This window comes from Mucilaginibacter sp. KACC 22773 (genome assembly GCF_028736215.1).
In the GTDB taxonomy this organism is placed as follows: domain Bacteria; phylum Bacteroidota; class Bacteroidia; order Sphingobacteriales; family Sphingobacteriaceae; genus Mucilaginibacter.
The window spans coordinates 5,345,856-5,369,527 of record NZ_CP117883.1 but is presented as its reverse complement, the minus strand read 5'-3'; the positions used below and the strand labels follow the sequence as shown (position 1 = coordinate 5,369,527).

Here is a 23,672-nt window from a genome sequence, read left to right as displayed (position 1 = left end):
GCTTCAGCCGGAGAGAGGGTGGTCGGGCGTAGCCTCGACCGGGTGAGTCTTCGCCGCCATGCGATATACGTCATTGCCACTTTCATTGTTTCGTGAAATTTTATCACTCCCAATGACGCATGATTGAAAGGCCGCAAAGCGGCCTGTTTTGCGTTATGCCTTTTTGCCCCCCTCACATGCAAAAACTTATCAAGGATGGGTAATTTTTAAGTGGTTAATTCTAATTTTTTACGAAAAAAGTGCGAGAAAATTCAAAAAAGCTACAAAAAATTACAACCTCCTTTTTTTGTGCCTATTAATGCCGGTTTCTCTGCTTCATCCACCCATTTTTAATGCTTCTTTTTAAAATATTTTATAATGTATTAACATTTAATAAATATGTTCGAATGTTTGTTGTTTTAATTGACATTATGAGCACCTAAATCATTAAAGTAAAGGGTAAAAGTGACGTTTTAAGCACTCATTAGCAATTTGTTAAAATTTTATTGGAAAAAAATTTGTTTTTGTTATTTTAATATGTAATTATGTACATACAAATACTAAATTATAATTTTAACTTTACTCAAACCCATTATGAATGAAAGAATTTTTACCTATTTGAAGGTGAAGTACCTTTGTTGCTTACTGTTTTTATTGATGCTGGGGAAAGTATCCCTGGCGCAAACGGCATTTACCGTGAGCGGCAAGGTAACCGACAATAAAGGGTTAGTAATGCCCGGCGTAAGTGTTGCCGTGAAACATACCAAAAGCGGTACCATTACCTCAGTTAGCGGCGATTACACCATTAAGGTGCCCAACGCCACCGATACGCTTGTATTTTCGTTTTTGGGCTATGCCAAACAGGAGGTAGCCGTAAACCAGCGGCACACTATTAACGTGGTTTTGCTTGACGATAAAAACGACCTGAACGAGGTGGTGGTAGTAGCGTACGGTACCCAGAAAAAGGAAAGTATGGTTAGCTCTATCACTACCATTAACCCTAAAGAGTTAAAGGGGCCAACCAGCAACTTAACCACCATGCTTGCCGGCCGTATTGCCGGTTTAATATCGTACCAGCGCAGCGGCGAACCAGGGGCCGATAACGCTTCATTCTTTATCCGGGGGATAACCTCGTTTGGCTCGGGTAAAATCGATCCGCTGATATTGATTGATGGTATGGAATCAACAACCAACACGCTGGCCCGCCTTCAGCCCGATGATATTGCCGGGTTTTCTATCCTGAAGGATGCGGCGGCTTCATCATTATATGGTGCGCGTGGTGCCAATGGCGTTATACTGGTTACTACCAAATCGGGCAAAGTGGGCGATACCAAAATGAATGTACGGTTTGAAAATTCAACCTCATCAAACACCCAGAATTTTGCACTGGCCGATAATATCACCTACATGAAATTATCAAACGAAGCTGCCCTTACCCGCAACCCGCTCTCGCCGTTGCCATACACCCAAAACAAAATTGACCATACCATGGCCGGGGATAATCCGCTGCTTTATCCCAGTAACGACTGGATTGGTTCGTTAATTAAAAACTACACCAATAACCAAAGGCTTAATTTAAACATCAGCGGCGGCGTTAACCGGGCGCAATATTATATATCGGCATCGGCCAATAAGGATAATGGCGTGCTAAAGGCGCAAAGCGGTAACAATTTCAACAACAACGTAAGCCTTAAAAGCTACGAGATCCGGTCGAACGTTAATGTAAAGCTTACCTCAACTACCGAGGCTATCGTACGCACATCCGGCGATTTTGATGATTATAACGGCCCAATAGGCGGTGGCGGCGCAGTTTTCGGCAGCGCGCTAAATGCTAACCCCGTGTTGTTCCCGGCCACCTTCCCCGCATCTGATCTGCCTTTGGTGAAGCACCCTTTATTTGGTAACGCGCCAAGGGGTTCAAACGGCGATGTTTATGATAACCCTTTTGCCGATATGGTATCGGGATTTCAGCAGTACAGCACATCAACCCTTAATGTACAGTTGGAAATTAAACAGGACCTGAAATTTATCACCGAAGGCCTTTCGGCAAGGGCCATGGCTTATACCCAGCGCTATGCTTACTTTAACCTGAGCAGGCAGTATACGCCGTTTTATTACGCGGCCAGCCCCTCGGCTACCGATCCTAAGGGGTATACATTATCATTACTGAACGAAAAATCGGCTACCGAATACCTTAACTACAACCAGGGCAATAAAATAGTAAACAGCACCAACTATGCCGAGGTTGCCCTAAACTATAACCGCACTTTTAATAAGGTACACAATATAAGCGGCCTGCTCATTGGTATCCAGCGTAATTATGTTACGGGTAATGCCGGCGATTTACAATCGTCGCTTCCTTTTCGCAACCAGGGCGTCAGCGGCAGGCTAACCTATGGGTATGATAACCGTTACCTGTTTGAAACCAACTTTGGCTACAACGGATCGGAGCGTTTTGCCCGCAACAATCGTTTTGGCTTTTTCCCGTCGGTAGGCGTTGCCTGGAATGTTAATAATGAAAAGTTTTTTGAGCCGCTATCGCACACCATCACCAAGTTAAAATTCCGTGCCACTTACGGTTTGGTTGGTAACGACCAGATTGGTAACGCCAACGACAGGTTTTTCTACCTATCCAACGTAAACCTTAACGATGGTACTTTTGGATCGTACTTTGGCGAAAATTATGCCTACAACCGCCCAGGCGTTTCTATCTCCAGGTATGCCAATGACGGTATCACCTGGGAAAAATCAAAGAAAACCAATATCGGGATGGATTTGGGCTTGTTTGATGCCCTTAACATAACCATAGATGCCTATCATGAGCGCCGCAGCAATATTTTAATGCAGCGGGCATACATACCTACAACCATGGGCCTTACCGCCCCGGTGAGTGCCAATGTGGGCGTAGCCGAAGGCAAAGGTGTTGATTTTGCTATGGATTATAACAAAAACTTTGGCAGCAGCTGGCTGCAAATGCGGGGCACATTTACCTATGCCGCCAGTAAGCTACTGGTAAACGAAGAGCCTGCATACCCGGCAAATGAACAATACCTGTCGCGCGTGGGGCAATCACTGGGCGAGGTGTACGGCCTTGTTGCCGAGCGTTTGTTTGTTGATGACGAAGACGTAAAAAACTCGCCAAAGCAAAATTTTGGCGAGGTTAGGGGAGGCGATATCAAATACCGCGATTTAAACGGCGATGGCCAAATAACTGCGCTTGATATGATTAACGGCCTTGGTTACCCAACCACGCCCGAAATTATTTACGGCTTCGGCTTCTCATTCGGCTATAAAAACTTTGATATCAGTACATTTTTCCAGGGATCGGCCCGGTCGTCATTTTTTATCGATCCTACGGCAATTTCGCCCTTTGTGGCCAATGGTGCTTACCAGCATGGTTTGCTTAACGTTGTTGCCAATGATCACTGGTCTGAAGATAACCGGAACTTATATGCTTTTTGGCCAAGGCTTGGTTTAACACAAAATACCAACAACAACCAGCCATCCAACTGGTGGATGCGTAACGGGGCCTTCCTGCGCATGAAAACCGCCGAATTGGGGTATAGTATTAAAGATAAAACCTTAAAAAGGTTCCATATATCGGGCTTAAGGATTTATGCCAACGGCACCAACCTGTTCCTCATCAGCGGCTTTAAGCTTTGGGATCCTGAGCAAGGGAGTAACGGGCTGGGTTACCCGGTTCAAAAAGTGTTTAACGTGGGGATAAATGTTCAACTGTAAATCCTGCTAAAATTTAATCGAGATGAAATTGTTAACTATATACACCCGATATTCAGGCCTTTTAGGTCGAAAATCTATGGGCCTTGCCTTGTTGCTGCTGATAGTGGCAGGCATGCCGTCCTGTAAAAAAAGTTACCTTGATGTGGTGCCCGATAACGTGGCAACCATTGATAATGCCTTTGCCAACCGCAACGAGGCCGAAAAATATTTGTTTACCCTGTACTCGTACCTGCCGCAGGAAGGGCATCCCGATAAAAACCCCGCTTTCAGCGGCGGCGACGAGGCCTGGACCTATTGGCCCATGACGGAAGATTTCTTTTACCTTGACCCCTATAACATTGCCCGCGGTAACCAAAACCGGGCCGACCCTTACATGAACTATTGGGATGGCTATGATGGCAAATCGTTATGGCAGGGCATAAGGGCATGTAATACCTTTTTAGATAATTTGGATAAGGTAACCGATTTGCAGCCCTACGTTAAAGCACGCTGGGTAGCCGAGGCCAAATTTTTAAAAGCATATTTTCACTGGTACCTGTTCAGGATGTATGGGCCAATACCCATTATGGATAAAAATATTTCCATAACCGCTCCGCCAGAGGAGGTTAAAGTATACCGCCAGCCGGCCGATTCGGTAGTGAATTACATTGCCCGGCTACTTGATGATGCTGCCGCAGGCGATGATAACACCGGCTTGCCAAGCGTAATTACCAGTGCATCAACCGAGCTTGGGCGGGTTACCAAGGTGGCGGCGCTTGCCATTAAAGCGCGCGTGTTGGTTACCGGGGCCAGCCCATTGTTTAACGGCAATAACGATTTTGCGGGCTTAAAGGCCAATAATGGCAAACTGCTTTTTAACCCTCAGTATGATGCCACCAAATGGGCAAGGGCCGCTGCCGCTTGTAAAGTTGCCATTGATGCTGCCGCGGCGGCGGGGTTAAAGCTGTATTATTTTACACCGGGTATTACCGCTGTTGATGATGTAACCAAGGTTGAAATGAACATCCGCAATTCGGTTTGCGAAAAGTGGAACAGCGAACTGATCTGGGGCTTAACATCAAGCGGCAATCCAACCTTCTGGTTACAGGAGTATGCCATTCCGCAGCTTGATCCCAACAACATCAACCTCGATTTAAAAGGCAAACTGGCGCCGCCGCTAAAAATGGCCGAGTTGTTTTACACCAAAAACGGCGTACCTATTGAAGAAGATAAAACCTGGGATTATGCCAACCGCTTTAAACTGCGCACTACTACAAGCGCCGATGCCGGTATGCAAAACGGCTATCAAACTGTGGGCCTGCATTTTGACAGGGAGCGCCGCTTTTATGCCGATATGGCTTTTGATGGCTCAACCTGGTTTATGAAAAATGGCACCTATAACGTGCAGAGTAAGCTTGAGCAATACTCGGGTAAAAAGCAAAGCCGCTTGTACTCCATTACCGGTTACTACACCAAAAAAATTGTGAACTGGAACCTGGTATTCTCATCAACCAACGTAACGCTCGAATCGTACCCATGGCCGGTAATGCGCCTGAGCGATTTGTACCTGTTATACGCCGAAGCGTTGAATGAATCGGGTAATTCTGCAGCTGCGTTGCCTTATTTAAACCAGGTAAGGGCAAGGGCAGGTTTAAAATCGGTAGAGAGCTCATGGACCAATTTTTCAACCAATCCGGCCAAGTACACCAGCGTTAGCGGCCTGCGCGACATCATCCGCCAGGAGCGCGGTATCGAGATGGCGTTTGAAGGCAGCCGGTTTTGGGACCTTCGCCGCTGGAAAACCGCACCGCAGGTGTTAAGCGCGCCAATTTACGGCTGGGATATTTTACAAAGCAGCTATGAAGATTATAACCGCAGGGTGTTGCTGTACAGCCCTCGGTTTGTGGCACCGCGCGATTATTTCTGGCCAATTAAAGAGTACAATTTACAGGTGAACCCAAACCTGGTTCAAAACTCGGGATGGTAATTAAAATGCAAACGATGTCGGTAAAAAGATTATATCCATCAAAAAATATAAGATAATGAAAAAGATATTATTAATGTGCCTGATGAGTTTGGCTGTACTGGCCATTAACTCCTGTAAGCAGGATAAACTTGAGCCCGTTACCAAAGATGGGATTGCGCCGGGGCCGGTAACTAATGTAAGCGTCGAGAACCTGCACGGCTCGGCAAAAATAAGTTATGGCTTGCCTAACGATGCTGATTTGTTATACATCAGGGCCGTATACACCACTAAACAAGGCGCGGTGCGCGAAACCAAGGTGAGCCGTTATAACAGTAATTTAACGGTAGTTGGCTTTGGCGATACCGATGCCTACCAGGTTACTCTGTATGCGGTTGATAAAAGCGAGAATGCATCGGCGCCAACCATGGTAACGGTACACCCCTTAACGCCCTCGGTAAGGCTTGTGCGCGATAGCCTGGTGGTATCGCCCGATTTTGGCGGCATCAACGTAAAGTTTGTAAATGCTACCGAAGAGAGCCTGGCTATTGTTGTACTTGCTAACGATTCGCTTAAACAATTTGTGCCTATCAATACCGATTATACCAGCCTTAAACAAGGCGATTTTTCAACGCGTGGCCTCCCGGCAACGCCTACCAAATTTGGCGTTTTTGTGCGCGACAGGTGGGGCAATCTTTCAGATACCTTAATGGTAACGGTAACCCCATTGTTTGAGCAATTGCTGGATCGTACAAAAATGAAGGGCTTAGTTTTACCTACGGATGCGCCGCTTGGCTACGGTGGCAATATAGCAGGCCTTTTTGATGGAAACGTAAATGATGGTTTTTACCATACGGGCGATGCATCGCGTATGCCGCAGCAATTTACTTTTGATATGGGGGTAACCGCCAAACTAAGCCGCCTGGTGTGGTTTATGCGCCCAAGTTTCTTTTATACGCTACACAACCCGCGGGTGGTAGAAATATGGGGATCAAACAACCCTAACCCCGATGGTAGCTATGACAGTAGTTGGACCTTGCTGGTTTCGCATACACAAATTAAACCGTCAGGCTTGCCCGAAGGGCAGCTTTCACAGGCCGATATTGATGCGGCGCTTGCGGGCGAAACCGTAACCTTCCCGCTCAATACACCCAAAGTACGTTACATCAGGTTCAGGACATTGAAAAATTGGTCAAACGGGTCGTACGTCAATTTTTATGAGCTGATGATGTATGGAGACGCAACTAATTAATGATCAAAAAAAGAATTTATGAAGACAATAAAATATTTTGCCCTTCTGTATGTGCTTGGCCTTATTACCGGGTTAAGCTCCTGTACAAAAACAACGGGCGATGCTTATAAAAAATTTGAAAAAGGCGGAGAGGTCACCTATCCCGGCCGGGCCGATACTGTGCTGGTGCAGGCGGGTTACAACCGCGTACAATTAGCGGTAGTTTTAGGCAACGATCCATTGGTTACTAAAATCAGGGTGTACTGGAATAACCAGGTCGACTCTACCGATGTGCCCGTAACGCATTCGGGTGGCAAGGATACCGTTAAAGTGATTGTCCCTAACCTTACCGAGGGCAACTATAATTTTACGGTATACACGTTTGATAGCCAGAATCATAAATCGGTGGTCATTAACGGATCGGGTATAGTTTATGGCCCAAGCTACCTTACATCATTAACCAACAGAACGTTAAAATCGTTAACTGAAAGTGCCGATGGCAATAAGATAGAACTGAGCTGGGGCGAACCTGCCGGCGGAGAGTTAGGGGTGGAAATTAATTATACCGGGCAAAACGGCGCGGCCCGCAAAATAGTGATACCCCCAACGGAAACCAGTACCGAACTGCCCGATTATAAAGAAAGCACGCAGCTTACCTACAAATCATTATACAAGCCCGAACCTACCGCGTTTGAAACGTTTTCGCCCCCGGCATCAACAGTTACCTTGCCAAAGTTTGAAAGGCAGCTTGATAAATCAAAATTCGCCCTGGTTACTTTACCTACTGATGTAGATGAAGGCGGTTACGGCTGGCTGCAAAGCTACCTGTGGGACGAAAATTATAACCCGCCGGGCTTTGCCACGCAATCTATCATCCCGTGCTGGTTTACATTTGATAGCGGGGCATCAGCATCCATAAGCCGTTTTAAAGTTTGGCAGGCAAATGACAGGCTGTATAACCTGGAGAGCGTGAAAACCTTTGAACTGTACGGTAGCAACAGCCCATCGGCAGATGGTAGCTTTTCCAGCTGGACAAAAATAGGCTCCTACACCTCGGTAAAACCATCGGGACTGCCACCCGGGCAAAACACAGCCGCCGATGTAGCCTTTGCATTGGCCGGCGAAGAATTTACCGTGGCCAATGGTACGCCAAAATTCAGGTATTACCGGTTTAAGTTACTAACCAACTGGGGCGGCGGCAATTTCATGACGATGGAGGAAATTGCGTTTTATACCCATGATCGTTAATTGCTGACAAAAAATATAAGGGGTAACCAAATAGCCATTCGGCATTCGCCGGGTGGCTAGTTGCTTGTAAAGGGTAGCTCAGTTATTTAAATGTTAACACGTAAACAACATAAGTTTTAAGATCAGCCCGAATTTTATAAACTCTTAGTCTTAAAATAATTCAATGCCGTTTTTAAGCTATCCAACCTTGCCGGGCTCATGTGTTTTACAGGCAGATCAATGGTGGTAGCCATTGAGTCAAGGTCGCCCTTCGGGTCTTCGTAGGTTTGTACAATAATATCGTCGGTTAGGGTACTTAGTTTAAGAGTTCCGGTGGTATCGCTGCCCAGGTATTCTACATTGTTGAGGCGGTGTAAATTAAACGAAAAATACTCTTGTCTGTCGTGTTGATAAGTTTTCCTTAAACGTAAAAAATAATCGTTGGTAAGTGTTAATTCCCACTTTTTCAGTGCAATATCCGGCGGCGGGTTAAACGACTCGGTAAGGCATTTATTGCTCCAATTAAGCCATTCCTGATCGCCCATACCCGGTTTAAAACCGTAAATAAAGCAACTGGAGGCCAAAATTGCTATAATTACCGCAGCTTTTTTTATTAACAGCGAGATTGATGTTTTCATGACAACAAAATGTTACCCTAAGTTAATAAATTGATATTTTTGTAAATGGAATTTTCTCAACACTCAAGAGTTTGGATCTACCAGGCTGATAAAAAATTAACCGACGATGTGGTGCAACAAATTCAGCAGGAACTGGATAAATTCACCACCGGATGGACTGCGCACAACAACCAGCTAAAGGCTAAAGGCGAGGTACGGTACAACCGTTTTTTAATACTGATTGTTGATGAAAGCCAGGCAGGCGCCAGCGGCTGCTCTATCGATAAGTCAGTTCATTTTATGCAGAATATCGGGCAGCATTTCAACATCAACCTCTTCGACAGGTTTAACCTGGCCTATCGCGATGACGCAGAAATTTTATCCCTGCCCCGCCATGCTTTTGAGGATATGCTAAAACAAGGCAAAATAAATACCGAAACCATCGTATATAACAATATGGTGCAAAACCTTGCCGAACTGGAAACCAAATGGGAGGTGCCGTTTAAAAATAGCTGGCATATTCAGTTGTTCAGGGATTTAGTGGTTCAATAACACATCCTTATGTTTATAATCGATATCAACTACATTGTGCCGCTTGAAGAACTGGATACACATATGGTAGACCATGTAAAATATCTCAAGAAATACTACAAGAAAAACATCTTTGTAGCATCGGGCCGTAAGGTGCCACGCACTGGCGGTATTATTTTAGCATTAGCCACTTCAAAGGCCGAAGTGGAAAAAATCATCACCGAAGATCCTTTTTACAAACACGAACTCGCCGAATTTACTCTTACAGAATTCCTTACTTCTCAGTATCACCCCGAGTTAGGGTCTCTTTTGGGATAGGCTTTTAATTTTATCACATCATCTATTGTAAATTAATCTATTGTTGATAAATTTATTTTATGGAACAATACGATAGCCGCGTTGATGCTTTTATTGAAAAAGCCGCCGATTTTGCCAAACCAATCCTGGAATACATCAGGGAAATTGTTCATGAAACATCTCCGTTATTGATGGAGACCGTAAAATGGGGCTTCCCGTTTTTTGATTATAAAGGCCCGGTATGCCAGATGGCTGCTTTTAAAGAGCATTGTTCATTCGGTTTTTGGAAAGCAACGTTATTGAATGATCCTCATAACGCGCTAAGTATTGGGGATGGCTCTGCCGGCAGCTTTGGCCGGATAGCCAAAATAGAAGATCTGCCATCTAAAGAGATATTACAGGATTTTATCAGACAGGCTATTGCTCTGAACGAAAGTGGCAAAAAAACACCTGAAGCTGTAAAAAAAGCATCGGCCCCTAAAACCGAATTGGTTATTCCCGAATACTTCACTGAGTTTTTAAAAACCTACCCCAATGCCAGCTTTAACTTTGATCGTTTTAGCTATTCGCATAAAAAGGAATATGTAGAGTGGATTGTAGATGCTAAAAGCGAAGCTACCCGCCAGAAGCGGATGGAAACTGCTGCCGAATGGCTTGCCGAGGGCAAATCGAGACATTGGAAGTATAAATAATCTAAGACAGTTTTTCAGGCCAAATTCATTTTATTAACAATGTTTTATAATGTATGGGAAGTAAAACGTACATAATTTCCAAAGAAATAGCGGATACTCCAACTGATATCAACTTTGAAATCATGGAAGGCGTGTATTGTTTCAGATTCTATGCGGACTATTGGGAAATGCAAAATTTCCTTTCTATATGTAAAGTTATTACTGATATAAACGAGGTCTATCTTTCGTGTTCTGTTCCTTTGATTGAGTTAGTACACCAGCTTCAAATAAAAAATTATTTGATAGAATTTGAGAATGACTTTGCTGGAATACCTGATGAGTCAGGATTTATTATTCCTGTTTCAAACGGAATAATTTTACATGAATTTATTGTAGACGAAGACAACGATGATTTTGCTGCATTAAAACGTGCTTATAATGCTGTAGGATTAGAATATCCTTAATGCTTATCTAAGAGCAAGTTTGTGCCTTGGCAAAAGGGCTGGCTTGGCTAATTTGTGTTATAAAGATAGCTAACTAATATTCCCCCTTGAGGGGGTTAGGGGGCTTAAAAATCCAATGGCCCCAGCCTCTTCATGTTTTTCATAATCAGGTACTGGCGGTGTTTTAAATACCTTGTAGGGTTTGTGGCCGACCATTTAAGCGGACTTGGGAATATCACCGCTATAGCAGCAGCTTCGTGCCTGGTTAGTTCCGAGGCATGTTTATGAAAATAAGCCTGCGATGCAGCTTCGATACCGTAAATACCGTCGCCCATCTCAATCTCATTCAGGTACATCTCCATGATGCGTTTTTTGCTCCAAAAGACTTCTATCAGCACGGTAAAATACGCTTCGATGCCTTTACGCAGCAGCGAACGGCCTTCCCACAGGAAAACGTTTTTTGCCACCTGCTGTGATATAGTGCTGCCACCAATCAGTTTTTTACTGTGCGCGTTTTTTTCGATGGCTTTTTCTATAGCATGGAAATCGAACCCATGGTGCTCCAAAAAGCTTTGGTCTTCGGCGGCCACCGCGGCGCGTTTCATATTGTCAGATATCTCATCAAAGCTAACCCATTGTTTATCTATTTTCCAATCTACGCCCCGTGCTTTTTGCTGAAAGCCACGCTCAATCATGAGCCAGGTAAAGGGCGGGCGCACAAACCGAAACAGCAGCACGCCAAATAAGCTAAGGCCAAAAAAGAGGATAAACCCCAGTTTAAAAAACCGGAAAACCAGTTTAAAAATACCATTAAACCTGCTTTGGGATATCGAACTTTTTTTACCCGGCTTTGAATTGGATAATTTTGATGAGTTGTAATTGCGCTGCACTATTGTAATAAGTTTCTATAAAAATGAAAAGGTGTTTTGCATTGCAAAACACCTTTTAAAATTCTAAATTTTTTCTGACAATCCGAAACTGCGAAGCATTCTTGAGTACCAATTAAAATAATAATTAATACACGAAAAATCAAAAATCCGAATTCCGAAATATAAATTACTCAGCTACTACCGAGAAAGGAACTTGTACCTTAACTTCTTTGTGCAGGTTAATGTTTGCGATGTAATCACCAACAAACTTAGGCTCCTGATCAAAGGTGATACGGCGACGGTCAACATCAAAACCTTCTTTTTTCAATGCATCAGCAACCTGGATGGTATTGATAGCACCGAAGATTTTTCCGCTTTCACCGGCTTTAGCGCCAATGTTAAGTTTAACGCCTTCTAAACGGGCTGCAATTGCATCGGCATCCTTGCGGATTTTTTCTTGTTTAAACTGAGCTTGTTTCAAGTTTTCAGCTAAAACTTTGCGTGCGCTTGGTGTAGCTAATATGGCGAAGCCTTTAGGTAAAAGGTAGTTACGGCCATAACCTGGTTTAACGTTTACTACATCGTCTTTATCACCCAGGTTTTTTACATCTTGTTTTAAAATAACTTCCATTTCTTAAATCTCCTATTATTTTAATGAATCTGTAACGTAAGGTAATAAACCAATGTGGCGTGCACGTTTAACAGCCTGGGCCACTTTACGCTGGAATTTTAATGAAGTACCAGTTAAACGGCGTGGTAATACTTTACCCTGATCGTTAATGAACTTTAATAAAAAGTTAGCGTCTTTGTAATCGATATACTTAATACCATTCTTTTTAAAACGGCAGTATTTTTTACGGTTATCCTCCACTTTTGGAGCGGTAACGTATTTAATTTGTTCGTTTGCCATTATTTTGAAGCCTCCTCTGTTGCTTTAGGTTTCTTGTTAAAGGCACCGCTGCGTTTTTTGTCGTTGTACGCAACAGCATGCTTATCTAAAGCAATGGTCAGGAAACGCAAAACACGCTCATCGCGCCTTAATTCAACCTCCAATTTGTTAATTAATTCACCCGGAGCCTTAAATTCAGTTAAGTGATAGTACCCTGTAGTCTTTTTTTGAATAGGGTACGCTAATTTTCTCAAACCCCAATTATCCTCCTGGACAATTTCGGCTCCGCCATCAGTTAAGATTTTGCTGAACTTGGCGTTAGCCTCGGCAGCAACTTCTACTGATAACAACGGGGTTAGAACGATCACGATTTCGTACTGTTGCATTATTATACTTTGATTTTTAATTAATTACCCGCTATTACGGGGCTGCAAATGTAGTGATAATATTTAAAAAAACAATGCGTAAACAGCATTATTATCCCCTGTTTCTATTAAACAAAAAACAAGGAGTTTTATAAGCCCGAAACTGGTTTAAATATAGGTTTCGGTTAAGTTAAAACTTTCTTAAAACAATAATTTCTAAAAAAACTTGTTATGATATAAATTTCAATTTCTATCGATAGAGTGGGGTTTTTCGTTCTTTTAGTTAATAAAATGGCTTTAATGTTATTTTTTTGTTAATACATTCATTTATAGGATGTAAAAGTTGCAATTGAAAGTTGTGTTTTTATTCACCCCCTTAACATAATCAGACATCGTTATATGAAGAAAGTATTTCTATTTGCAGCTTTAGTTTCGGTTTATTCCGTAGCCCGGTCCCAGGAGAAAGATGTTCATATTAGCTTAGAAGCCCAGGGTATTGAAACCACCAACGGTACCGTACCTTTCTGGCTAAGATCAAATCAATTCGGCAGTATTCCGCTTTCGGGCACTTCCGGTAGTATAATTGGCAGAATCCGAAAGGACTATGATACCACTAAAACATTTGACTGGGGCGCTTCATTTGAAGGAAGGGGCAATGCAGGTAAAACCAGTCAGTTTATACTGGTTGAGGGATTTGTGAAGGCTCATGCAGGTATTGTTGAGTTAAAAGCAGGCCGCTCAAAGGACATTGTTGGCCTGGTTGACTCTACCTTATCGTCCGGATCATTCCCGATATCAGGAAATGCGTTAGGCATTCCTAAGGTAAGCTTAAGCATCCCCAATTATTACAGCATCCCTGTTTTTGGAAAATTATTTGCTATAAAGGGGGCATTGGCAAACGGGTATTTAGGCAACGTTAAAGCAAAGTATGTAAAAGAGCCAACAGATTTTAAGGGCTATTACTTGCAAAATGATCTTTATGTCAGAATTGGTAAACCCTCATGGCGGTTCAAATTCCAGGTAGGGTATAACCACGAAGCTATTTGGGGAAACGAAAAACGTGTGTTTGGCAATTACTTTAATCTGTCGGAACCAGAAACTTATTGGTATGTGCTTTTAGGTAAAACGTATAAAGGGGGATCAAAAGTAGGCAATCATTTAGGTTCGGTAGATTTGGGCGCCGAATATAAATTTGACGCGCTTACGGTATTCTTATATCGGCAAAATTTTTATGATATAGGAGCATTAGCGTCGCTGGCTAATATCGCAGATGGTTTAAACGGTATTAGCATCATCAACAACCACCCCCAAAATAGTGATTTTCATTGGAACAAATTCTTATTTGAATTTTTATACACAGCGAACCAAGGGGGGGTGTTAGGTTCAAAGCGCACACTTTCCGGCGCCGAGAATTATTACAATAATTATGAGTATATAGAAGGTTGGTCATATAAAGATTTAGGCTTGGGTACACCGTTTATAACAACAATTAATGATGCCAAGACTAATTTGGGTTCGGCAGAAAAGCAGTTTTTTATAAACAATCGGGTGCTTGCTTTGCACCTTGCGGCACAAGCATACTTGTTTAACTGGCTATATACAGGCAAAATGTCTTATTCGCAAAACCAAGGCACATTTGAGACCGGTACCGAGCAATTTCTTAGTGTAGGCGGTCGGGTGAAAACCCCAAGTAATTATGGTGCATTTAAAAAAGTAAATGAGTATTCGGTTTACTTTGGTGGGATAAGACCCTTAAAAAATGGATACAACATTGGTTACGATATTGGCTATGACCATGGGGGCTTGCTTTATAATTCATTTGGCCTTATATTAAAGGCATCAAAATCATTCTTATAAACAGAATGTTAAATTAGCAAGCTTTATAATTTATAAAACATACGATCTATGAAGTTTTTTGAAGGTGAAATCTTAAATCATGCCTCGTTTTCTTTATCGCCCCGAAATGATGATAACCCCATTGAAGGCGATTGGGATGACGAAGACGACGAAGATTTTGACGACCAACTGGATGCAGAAAGCGACCTGCATAATATACAGGCCGGCGATGCAGCTGACGAACCCGACCCGGACGATGATGATCACCTGCCGGATGATGATTTGCAATAGTGTTGGTAATTTTATCTTAACAATAGGCCGTTTGTCTCTTTAACATAAGGCATTTTCTTGTTAACTTCGTGCTGTGGATAATTTCATTGTTTCGGCCCGTAAGTATCGCCCGGCTACTTTTGAAACCGTTGTTGGTCAGCAACATATAACCAATACGCTCAAAAACGCTATTAAAAACAACCAGCTTGCACAGGCATTTTTGTTTTGTGGTCCGCGTGGTGTGGGTAAAACTACGTGCGCACGTATCCTGGCCAAAACCATTAACTGTACTAATTTGCAGCAAAATGGCGAGGCTTGCGGTGAATGCCCAAGCTGCAAAGCCTTTGAAAACGGCAACTCTTTTAACGTTCACGAACTGGATGCTGCATCTAATAACTCGGTTGATGATATCCGCAGTTTAATTGAGCAGGTGCGCATACCGCCACAGGCTGCGCGTTACAAGGTGTATATTATTGATGAGGTGCACATGCTATCGCAGGCGGCGTTTAACGCCTTCCTTAAAACGCTGGAAGAGCCGCCTCATTATGCCATATTTATATTGGCCACTACCGAGAAGCACAAAATATTGCCTACCATATTATCCCGTTGCCAGATATTTGATTTTAACCGCATCAGGGTTGATGATATGGCCGGCCACCTGGCTGGTATCGCAGGCAAAGAAAATATCAGTTATGAACCCGATGGCCTGCATATTATAGCCCAAAAAGCCGATGGTGGATTACGGGATGCGCTATCGATGTTTGATCAGATCGTAAGTTTCTCGGGTGGTAAGGTTACCTATCGTTCGGTTATTGATAACCTGAACATACTTGATTACGATTACTATTTTAATATAACAGAAAGCCTGCTCAAAGAAGACACTGCCAAAGTGCTGTTATTTTTTGACGAGATATTGTCGCGTGGTTTTGATGGGGCACACTTTATTGCCGGCTTAAGCGAACACTTTCGTAACCTGCTGGTGAGTAAAGATCAATCAACTTTAAAGTTATTGGAGGTAAGTGAGGGGATAAAAAATAAATATCTGCAGCAATCACAGGCAGGCTCGGTATCCTTCCTGCTATCGGCCATGAATATTGCCAACCAATGCGATATCAGTTATAAACTAAGTAAAAATCAACGACTGCAAGTCGAACTGGCATTACTCAAAATGTGTCACCTGCCTTCGGCTTTTAGTATGGCTACCGCGCCACTTAACACAACTCCCATCGCAGATGGGGGATTAAAAAAAAAACCTGATACCCCAGCAATAACACATCCGGCGGCAAATAAAGTAGTTAATGACCACTTGGTTTTAAGCGATGCCCAGCCGGTTTATAATAAAACAGCCCCCGAAACCAGTGCGTACACGGCACCTGCCGCCCCGCCTGTACAGGTAAAAGAAGCTGTTGCCGAAAAGCCTAAAATTATTATGCCGCTTAGGAGTACATTAACTCCGTCGTTAACAGATACGGCCAAAACAGAAGAGGAAATACTTGAGGAAGAAGATCCTTATTTAAAAGGAGATGCCCGGGATGATTTTACTATGGATAGCTTTTTAAAATACTGGAGTGATTTTGCCGCTAAAGTTAAAGCCGATGGTAAAAAAAACCTGGTAACTATTTTTACATCAAACGCTCCGCGGATGATAAAGCCCTACGAATTTGAAATTTTAGTAGGCAATAAAGTACAGGAAAACCTATTCAGGGAAGAGCGCCCTGGGATGCATAACTTTTTGCGCAGTAAGCTAAATAACTTTACCATTGAAGTGAACGCCCGGGTTGATGAGCAGGAGGTTGTCCGTAAGCCTTATACATCGATAGAAAAATTTCAGTACATGGCTTCGCGAAATCCGGAACTGATGGAATTGAGGAATCGCTTTAATCTCGATTTTGATTAATAAAGTTTTGAGTTTTAAGTAATGAGTTTTGAGTTGTTTTTTAACAATCAATTTTAAACTTATTACTTAAAACTCATTACTCGAAACTTAAATATTTTTAGGATATCCCTCTTCATCCAGGTCGTCCCGGTCGTCTTCTGGTGTATGGGCAAGCGCGGCATCAGCGGCATCCACTTCAACAATGTCACCATCATCAATATGCATCCCCAGGTCGTCAACATCTGTTTCAATGGATCTTTTGTTTGCATATTCACCATCTGCAGCATCATAAGGGTTGGCTTCATCATACGTGGAGTTCATGTCTTCGCCATTTTTTACCGATGTTTTGTAAGGGTCGGGGTGGTCGTAATCCGGGTCGTCGCTTTTTACGTCGTATTCAAAGCTGTCCTCTTCTTCGTTATAATTCAGATCTTCTGTATCAATAATTTCACCAAGTTCATCTTTTAATGTTAGGTCACGATCACTGGCATTATCGGTTAATGCATCGTCTTCTTCATCGCCGGGGTTGATATTTTGAGCGTTCATAGATTTTGTAATTTGTAATTAAAGATACAGTAAAAACCTTGCCAAAAAAACAACAAGTAATAAGATATTACGTGCAAACAGTGCAAAGGAGCCAGAACGGAGAGTTACCCATTATTAATAATGAATTTGCTTACGGTATGAGGTAACACCACCAATGGCAAATTTTACACCAATGGTAAATTGAGCATAGGCATCATTATTACCTGCTGATGTATAACCATCTAAATTATCGCCAAACATAAAATTATATTGATATCCTATGTCAATTTTAACGCTCGGCTGGCTATATTGATTATACAGCTTAAATTCATACCCAATTCTTACAGGTAAAAATGGTGTCTGGGCGTTATTGTCGCCTGCGGGGGTATATTGAAGGCCGCGTTTGTCGTCTGTTTTAGACACAATATGGTTTGATATATAGCCAATGCCCGCTGATGCATACCAGTTTTTCATCACATTCATAAATGGGCTCGAAGAATAATCCAAAAACTCGCCGGCCTGTAACTGGCCTCTGAATGAAAAAGCTGTAAAGTGGTTTTCAAACATTCTGCCCGACGATGATGCAAGTGTGCCCCCTTCTAAACGGCCAACTTGCAGTTCAAACACGTAATTAACAAAAGGGCTTTGGTTGTAATTAAAATTAAAGTGGACAGATGGAGTAACAGTAAATGTATTTACATCGGCCATAGCGGCAATATTAACACCAACTGCTGTACCCACATCATATTGGGCATAGTCATATCCAACCTGTGCTTTAGCTAAAAAGGAAACTGTACAAATGGTTATTATCAGAACGGTTTTAGTGATGAATTTTATCATAATACAAGTAACAGGGCGTTGGTTTGCCAGCCCGTTGGGGTAATAACGTTTAATTTTATAAAAATAGCATCAAAGTTTATAAAAACAATAAACTGTCGTAATAAATCGTCATTATATAGCCATCAATTATTTTCATATGCTATTTAGTTAGTTTGGTAAACTCAAATTAATATATTTGAAGCCATTAAAATAAAGAAAACAACGTCAGCTATGTCAAAAATTAAAGTAGAAAATCCGGTAGTTGAGCTGGATGGCGATGAAATGACCCGGATCATCTGGAAATTCATCAAAGACAAATTGATCATCCCTTATCTTGACCTGGATATCAAATATTACGATTTAGGTATCGAGTACCGTGATGAAACCAACGATCAGGTAACCGTTGATGCCGCAAATGCTATTTTAAAATATGGTGTAGGTATTAAATGTGCAACCATTACACCCGATGAAGCGCGTGTTGAAGAATTTGGCCTAAAACAAATGTGGCGGTCGCCAAATGGTACTATTCGTAACATTTTGGATGGTACTGTTTTTCGCGAGCCTATTGTTATGGCAAATGTACCACGTTTAGTACCAAACTGGACAGCCCCCATATGTATTGGCCGCCATGCTTTTGGCGATCAGTACCGTGCTACCGATTTTGTTACCAAAGGAAAAGGTAAATTAACAATCACTTTCAGTCCGGAAGATGGCGGTGCAGAACAATCATTTGAGGTATTTAATTTTAAAGGCGACGGTGTAGCTCTGGCTATGTATAATACTGATGAATCTATCAAGGGCTTTGCACATGCATGCTTTAACCAGGCGTTAATGAAAGGCTGGCCTTTATATTTATCAACCAAAAATACTATCCTTAAAAAATATGACGGCCGTTTTAAGGATATTTTTGAAGAAATCTACCAAAACGATTATAAGGCAAAATTTGCTGAAGCCGGTATTACTTACGAACATCGTTTAATTGACGACATGGTTGCATCTGCCCTTAAATGGAATGGTAACTTTGTTTGGGCTTGTAAAAACTACGATGGCGACGTACAATCTGATACGGTAGCACAAGGTTTTGGTTCCTTGGGTTTAATGACATCAACGCTGGTTACACCTGATGGTACGGTTATGGAAGCTGAAGCTGCACACGGTACAGTTACCCGCCATTATCGCGAGCACCAGGCTGGTAAACCAACATCTACCAATCCAATTGCATCCATTTTTGCGTGGACAAGAGGCTTGGAGTTCCGGGGAATATTGGATAAAAATCAGGAGCTGATAGATTTCTGTAAAGCTTTGGAGCAAGTTTGTATTGAAACTGTGGAAAGCGGTAAAATGACCAAAGATTTGGCCATTACTATTAAACCGAAAGTTGAGCACGGCACAGATTATTTATACACCGAAGAGTTTTTGGCAGCGATAGACGAAAACTTAAAAGCAAAGTTAGGTAAATAAGCCTGGTAGCTTTTAATATTGACCGCCCGTTCTTCAAAAAGGACGGGCGTTTTATTTGGATGGTATTTACTGCTTGTATAAAAAGCCAAAGGCTTACTTTTAGGCCAAATCGGAGAGGAGACGACAGCAATTTTTGCTATAATAATGACTTAAAATGCTTTTTTTGATTGAGTCAAAAACCGGACAGTAATATTTACGTAAGTTTATAAAGTTATTTGCCTAATACTATGTTTATAATTACAGCAAAAAAAATCCGGTTATGAAAGGTTTCATACAAATTCAGGCAAACATTTTTGTTGAGCCTTGTAAAGATTGTGGTGCAAGGCCAGTTATTGAGCAGAAAAAGGGGACATTTATAATCAGGTGCCCCAAACACGATAATCATTACCAAACCAAACCGGGATTAGTTGACATAGCGGATTGGAACCTTAAAAACAAGGTTCACAATTCATTAGGCACTAAGGATGTTAACCCTTCGAAGGAGGCTTCCTGAAATTACGTCGTTATACATATTTCACATAATTTAACAATTAACTGTTGTAACATTTAGTAAATAAGCTACATCTTAGTGTAAACTAAACTAAATGAAATTAAGCTTACTGTTAATACTGTTTTTCGGTTTAAGTGTCCATGTATTTTCACAACAGTTTAGTATTATCAGCGGTAAAATTACCGACGAGCATAACCACCCCATTCCGTTTGCTTCCGTATATGTAAAAAATACTACTAAAGGGGTCTCGGCTAATAGCGAGGGTGTGTATTCCCTGCAATTAGCACCCGGTAATTATGAGCTGCAATTTAAAGCTGTTGGTTATACACAACAAATTAAACAGATAAACCTTAACCAAAATCAGGTGATTAACATCAGCCTGAAAACAGAAACATACCAGCTTAAAGATATTACCATACGCGCAGGAGGCGAAGACCCCGCCTACGCAATTATCCGTAAGGCCATCAAAAAACGTAAAACCTATTTAAACGAGGTGAAAGCCTATACCTGCGATATTTATATAAAAGGTTTGCAAAAATTGCTGGCTGCGCCTAAAAAGTTTATGGGTTTTGATGTACAAAAAGCCACCAGCGAGGCCGGGCTTGATTCCAGTCGCACAGGCATCGTTTACTTGTCGGAGTCCGAATCGAAATACAGCTTTATGCAGCCCGATCTGGTGCACGAGGTGCAGGTATCCTCAAAGGTATCGGGCTATAACCGGGCCTTCAGCTTTAACCGTGCTTCAGATATGCTGGTGAACTTTTACCAGAATTTTGAAAGCTGGAAACGCCTGAGCAACCGCCCGCTGGTATCGCCCATTGCCGAAAATGCCCTGTTTTATTATAACTATAAACTGATAGGGATGACCATTGAGAACGGCGAAACCATCAACAAAATACAAGTAACACCCAAACGCGGTTATGATCCTTGTTTTGAAGGATATATTTATATTTTGGACGATAGCTGGCGTATTGCCGCGCTACAACTTTTTATTACCAAAAAAGCCAATATCAACTACGTAGATACGCTGAAGATAAGCCAGCAGTTTTATCCCGTTGATGCCCGAACCTGGATGCCCGCCACTATTAAGTTTGAATTTACAGGTGGTGTTTTTGGCTTTAAGCTGGGTGGATATTTTATAAGTGTATATAAAAACTACAACCTGGCCCCTGTGCTCAACAAAAAGGATTTTGCCGAACGCATTAACATTACCAAAGGGCACGATAAAGATTCGGTTTACTGGGCACAGGAGCGGCCCATCCCGCTTACTGATGAAGAGAAGAAAGATTACCAAGTAAAAGGAAAACTGGCTGTCAAACGGGAATCAAAACTATACCTTGATTCATTGGATAAGGCCAATAACACCTTTAAATTAAGCAACCTGTTGCTCACGGGTATTGATACCCGTAACCGTTACAAAAAAGAATCTTTTCATTATAGCAGCGTACTCAACTCGGTTTTATACAATACTGTTGAAGGTTTGGCCATCAACTACGGGGTAGGGTTTACTAAGATGATTGATACGGTTGATAGCCGCTTTATAGCTGTAAATGCTCGGGTGCGCTACGGCTTTGGTAACCACTTGTTTGGCGGAGTTGCTGGTGTCTCCGTCCCTGTAAAACAGATGACGTTGAATTTTAACGCCGGATCAGACGTTATCGACCTTAATAACCTGCAGCCTTTATCAGCATTTGTAAATTCGGTTTATACGCTTTTCAGGCGGGAGAATTTCCAGAAACTTTACCAAAAACAATTTGCATCGGCATCGCTTACCGGCCGTATCAGCGGTGGCTGGCAGGCAAGTGCCAATGTAGAATGGGCCAACCGTAAATGGCTGCCCAATACAACCGATTATAGCTTTTTTAATAAAAATAACCGGCAGTTTACTTCAAACAACCCGCTGTTATCAATACAGGATGTACCTTTATTCCCCCAAAATCAATCTTTTAAAATAAGCGTCCGCACCAGTTATGATTTTAGCAACAGGTATGAAACCTATCCGTTCGGCCGCCGTTATCTACCCTCAAAGTATCCAACAATCGGAATTAACTATACAAAAGGCATAGGCGGTGTGCTGGGCAGCGATGTAGATTACGACCAGCTAAGCGCCGACATTTCTAAATCGGATATCGACCTTGGATTCTACGGCCAAACGTCGTTTTTTATTGGCGCAGGTAAGTTTATCAACGCAAGTAAAATATACTTCCCCGATTACAAACATTTTGATGGCGACCAAACCCATGTATACAAGCCATCGTTCAACCGTTTTTTGTTGTTAGATTATTACACCTTCAGCACAGCCGATAAATACCTTGAAGGCCATCTGGAACATAACTTTTCGGGTTTTATAACCAATAAGATCCCCGTTTTAAGAAACCTGAAGTTGCAGGAGATCATCAACGTAAATTACCTCTCGACCCCAACGCTTAAAAATTATACCGAACTGGGCTTTGGCATGCAGCGCGGCCTGGTACGCGTAATGTACGGCCGCAGCTATAATACGGGTAGTAATATTAGGAATGCGTTAAGGGTGGGGATATCTTTATAGTTTTGAGTGGTGAGTTTTGAGTTCGGATTTACGGAATAATAAAAAACTCACCACTGATTGCCCACTACTCAAAACTAACTCCCTATATTAGCATCCTTTAATTTAACTCATGAATATATTTTACGGAACAGGGGTAGCCATGGTGACCCCTTTTCAGGCGGATGGTCAAGTTGACTACGACGGGTTGAGCAACCTGATTGAACATTTGATTGATGGCGGGGTGGAATACCTGGTATCATTAGGTACAACCGGCGAAAGTGCCACATTAAGCGAGGCTGAGCGAAAGCAGGTTTGGGCCTTCACCGCTGAAGCAGTAAATAAGCGCGTGGGTTTGGTTGCCGGCATTGGAGGCAACAATACACACGAAGTTGTTGAGCAAATAAAATCATTTAACACCGCTGGTTACGATGCTATTTTATCGTCAAGCCCGCATTACAATAAACCAACGCAGGAAGGTATTTACCAGCACTATAAGGCAATAGCTCAAAATACGCAACTGCCCATTATTTTGTATAACGTGCCCAGCCGTACGGGCAGTACCATTAGTGCAGCTACAACCGTGCGCCTGGCAAACGATTTTAAAAATATAATCGGCATTAAAGAAGCATCGGGTAATTTTGATTTGTTTAACCAGCTGATGAGGGATAAGCCCGAAGGGTTCTTATTCATATCGGGTGATGATCCGGTTACGTTGCCTATGATGGCTTTAGGCGCTGTGGGGGTAATATCGGTAATTGGTAACGCCCTGCCCCGCCAGCTGTCAGATATGGTGCGCCTGCTGCTTAATAACGATTATAAAGGCGCCCACAAGGCCCATTATAGCCTGATAGAATTTACCCGCCTGATGTTTGCCGATGGCAGCCCCGCCGGTGTAAAAACAGCGTTAAAGGAGTTGGGTATTTGCGGCGATGCTGTAAGGTTACCGCTTGTGCAGGTGGGTAGCGCTACCGCCGAAGCGATAGTTAAGGAAACGAAAGCTTTAGCGTAAAATAACTAAACTAATTTAGCAAAAAAGCCATATCAGTTTTGATGTGGCTTTTTTGTT

The 23,672-nt window shown here is 42.4% G+C and carries 21 protein-coding genes; 14 read left to right on the top strand and 7 right to left on the bottom strand.

Annotated elements, in window-relative coordinates; all coding sequences use genetic code 11:
- The first annotated feature begins 573 nt into the window (after positions 1-573).
- From PQ469_RS22195 to PQ469_RS22180, 4 genes are read left to right on the top strand one after another with little or no spacing between them, the layout of a single operon-like run.
- The gene (locus PQ469_RS22195; RefSeq protein ID WP_274209621.1) at positions 574-3,720 is read left to right on the top strand and encodes a SusC/RagA family TonB-linked outer membrane protein; all 3,147 of its coding nucleotides are present in this window, start codon (positions 574-576) and stop codon (positions 3,718-3,720) included.
- Positions 3,721-3,742: 22 nt separating this feature from the next.
- On the top strand, positions 3,743-5,686 hold the full coding sequence (locus tag PQ469_RS22190; protein ID WP_274209620.1) for a RagB/SusD family nutrient uptake outer membrane protein: 1,944 nt from the start codon (positions 3,743-3,745) through the stop codon (positions 5,684-5,686).
- 55 nt (positions 5,687-5,741) lie between these two features.
- Positions 5,742-6,914, top strand: coding sequence for a DUF5000 domain-containing lipoprotein (locus PQ469_RS22185; protein ID WP_274209619.1), 1,173 nt, complete (start codon positions 5,742-5,744; stop codon positions 6,912-6,914).
- A gap of 18 nt (positions 6,915-6,932) precedes the next feature.
- Positions 6,933-8,141 carry a DUF4998 domain-containing protein gene (locus PQ469_RS22180; protein WP_274209618.1) on the top strand — a complete coding sequence of 403 codons (1,209 nt, stop codon included), beginning with the start codon at positions 6,933-6,935 and terminating at the stop codon, positions 8,139-8,141.
- A gap of 134 nt (positions 8,142-8,275) precedes the next feature.
- Here the strand turns inward: PQ469_RS22180 and PQ469_RS22175 are convergent, their stop codons facing one another.
- Positions 8,276-8,758: a hypothetical protein gene (locus PQ469_RS22175; protein ID WP_274209617.1), complete on the bottom strand. Its 483-nt coding sequence runs from the start codon at positions 8,756-8,758 to the stop codon at positions 8,276-8,278.
- Positions 8,759-8,803: 45 nt separating this feature from the next.
- On the opposite strand from PQ469_RS22175, the gene PQ469_RS22170 reads away from it, so the two are divergent.
- From PQ469_RS22170 to PQ469_RS22155, 4 genes are read left to right on the top strand one after another with little or no spacing between them, the layout of a single operon-like run.
- The gene (locus PQ469_RS22170) at positions 8,804-9,289 is read left to right on the top strand and encodes an ABC transporter ATPase (protein WP_274209616.1); all 486 of its coding nucleotides are present in this window, start codon (positions 8,804-8,806) and stop codon (positions 9,287-9,289) included.
- 9 nt (positions 9,290-9,298) lie between these two features.
- On the top strand, positions 9,299-9,586 hold the full coding sequence (locus tag PQ469_RS22165; RefSeq protein WP_274209615.1) for a YciI family protein: 288 nt from the start codon (positions 9,299-9,301) through the stop codon (positions 9,584-9,586).
- 59 nt (positions 9,587-9,645) lie between these two features.
- Positions 9,646-10,257, top strand: coding sequence for a YdeI/OmpD-associated family protein (locus PQ469_RS22160; protein WP_274209614.1), 612 nt, complete (start codon positions 9,646-9,648; stop codon positions 10,255-10,257).
- 53 nt (positions 10,258-10,310) lie between these two features.
- The gene (locus tag PQ469_RS22155) at positions 10,311-10,700 is read left to right on the top strand and encodes a hypothetical protein (RefSeq protein WP_274209613.1); all 390 of its coding nucleotides are present in this window, start codon (positions 10,311-10,313) and stop codon (positions 10,698-10,700) included.
- Between the two features lie 104 nt (positions 10,701-10,804).
- Here PQ469_RS22155 and mtgA read toward each other — a convergent pair whose 3' ends face one another.
- From mtgA to rpsF, 4 genes are all read right to left on the bottom strand, one after another.
- The gene (gene mtgA, locus PQ469_RS22150; RefSeq protein WP_337993744.1) at positions 10,805-11,569 is read right to left on the bottom strand and encodes a monofunctional biosynthetic peptidoglycan transglycosylase; all 765 of its coding nucleotides are present in this window, start codon (positions 11,567-11,569) and stop codon (positions 10,805-10,807) included.
- Between the two features lie 166 nt (positions 11,570-11,735).
- Positions 11,736-12,179, bottom strand: a complete 444-nt coding sequence (gene rplI, locus PQ469_RS22145; protein WP_090652334.1) for a 50S ribosomal protein L9 — start codon at positions 12,177-12,179, stop codon at positions 11,736-11,738.
- 15 nt (positions 12,180-12,194) lie between these two features.
- The gene (gene rpsR, locus PQ469_RS22140) at positions 12,195-12,458 is read right to left on the bottom strand and encodes a 30S ribosomal protein S18 (protein ID WP_022833472.1); all 264 of its coding nucleotides are present in this window, start codon (positions 12,456-12,458) and stop codon (positions 12,195-12,197) included.
- The gene (rpsF, locus tag PQ469_RS22135) at positions 12,458-12,823 is read right to left on the bottom strand and encodes a 30S ribosomal protein S6 (RefSeq protein ID WP_090652333.1); all 366 of its coding nucleotides are present in this window, start codon (positions 12,821-12,823) and stop codon (positions 12,458-12,460) included. Before rpsF ends, rpsR begins: the two co-directional genes overlap by 1 nt.
- Before the next feature lie 378 nt (positions 12,824-13,201).
- Between rpsF and PQ469_RS22130 the strand changes: the two genes are divergently transcribed.
- From PQ469_RS22130 to PQ469_RS22120, 3 genes are all read left to right on the top strand, one after another.
- On the top strand, positions 13,202-14,659 hold the full coding sequence (locus PQ469_RS22130; RefSeq protein WP_274209612.1) for a capsule assembly Wzi family protein: 1,458 nt from the start codon (positions 13,202-13,204) through the stop codon (positions 14,657-14,659).
- Between the two features lie 48 nt (positions 14,660-14,707).
- Positions 14,708-14,929 (top strand): hypothetical protein, encoded by a 222-nt coding sequence (locus PQ469_RS22125; protein ID WP_274209611.1) that lies wholly within the window; start codon positions 14,708-14,710, stop codon positions 14,927-14,929.
- 73 nt (positions 14,930-15,002) lie between these two features.
- On the top strand, positions 15,003-16,805 hold the full coding sequence (locus tag PQ469_RS22120; RefSeq protein WP_274209610.1) for a DNA polymerase III subunit gamma/tau: 1,803 nt from the start codon (positions 15,003-15,005) through the stop codon (positions 16,803-16,805).
- An 87-nt stretch (positions 16,806-16,892) separates the two neighbouring features.
- On the opposite strand, the gene PQ469_RS22115 is transcribed toward PQ469_RS22120, so the two are convergent.
- Together PQ469_RS22115 and PQ469_RS22110 are read right to left on the bottom strand one after the other, a co-directional pair.
- A complete protein-coding gene (locus tag PQ469_RS22115; protein ID WP_274209609.1) occupies positions 16,893-17,330 on the bottom strand; it encodes a hypothetical protein in 438 nt (145 codons plus the stop codon).
- Positions 17,331-17,444: 114 nt separating this feature from the next.
- On the bottom strand, positions 17,445-18,149 hold the full coding sequence (locus tag PQ469_RS22110; protein WP_274209608.1) for a hypothetical protein: 705 nt from the start codon (positions 18,147-18,149) through the stop codon (positions 17,445-17,447).
- 210 nt (positions 18,150-18,359) lie between these two features.
- On the opposite strand from PQ469_RS22110, the gene PQ469_RS22105 reads away from it, so the two are divergent.
- From PQ469_RS22105 to dapA, 3 genes are all read left to right on the top strand, one after another.
- The gene (locus tag PQ469_RS22105) at positions 18,360-19,589 is read left to right on the top strand and encodes an NADP-dependent isocitrate dehydrogenase (protein ID WP_090652327.1); all 1,230 of its coding nucleotides are present in this window, start codon (positions 18,360-18,362) and stop codon (positions 19,587-19,589) included.
- Positions 19,590-20,173: 584 nt separating this feature from the next.
- Entirely contained in the window at positions 20,174-22,627 is a 2,454-nt protein-coding gene (locus PQ469_RS22100) for a DUF5686 and carboxypeptidase regulatory-like domain-containing protein (RefSeq protein WP_274209607.1), read from the top strand.
- Between the two features lie 109 nt (positions 22,628-22,736).
- Positions 22,737-23,615 carry a 4-hydroxy-tetrahydrodipicolinate synthase gene (gene dapA, locus PQ469_RS22095; protein ID WP_274209606.1) on the top strand — a complete coding sequence of 293 codons (879 nt, stop codon included), beginning with the start codon at positions 22,737-22,739 and terminating at the stop codon, positions 23,613-23,615.
- Positions 23,616-23,672 lie beyond the last annotated feature (57 nt).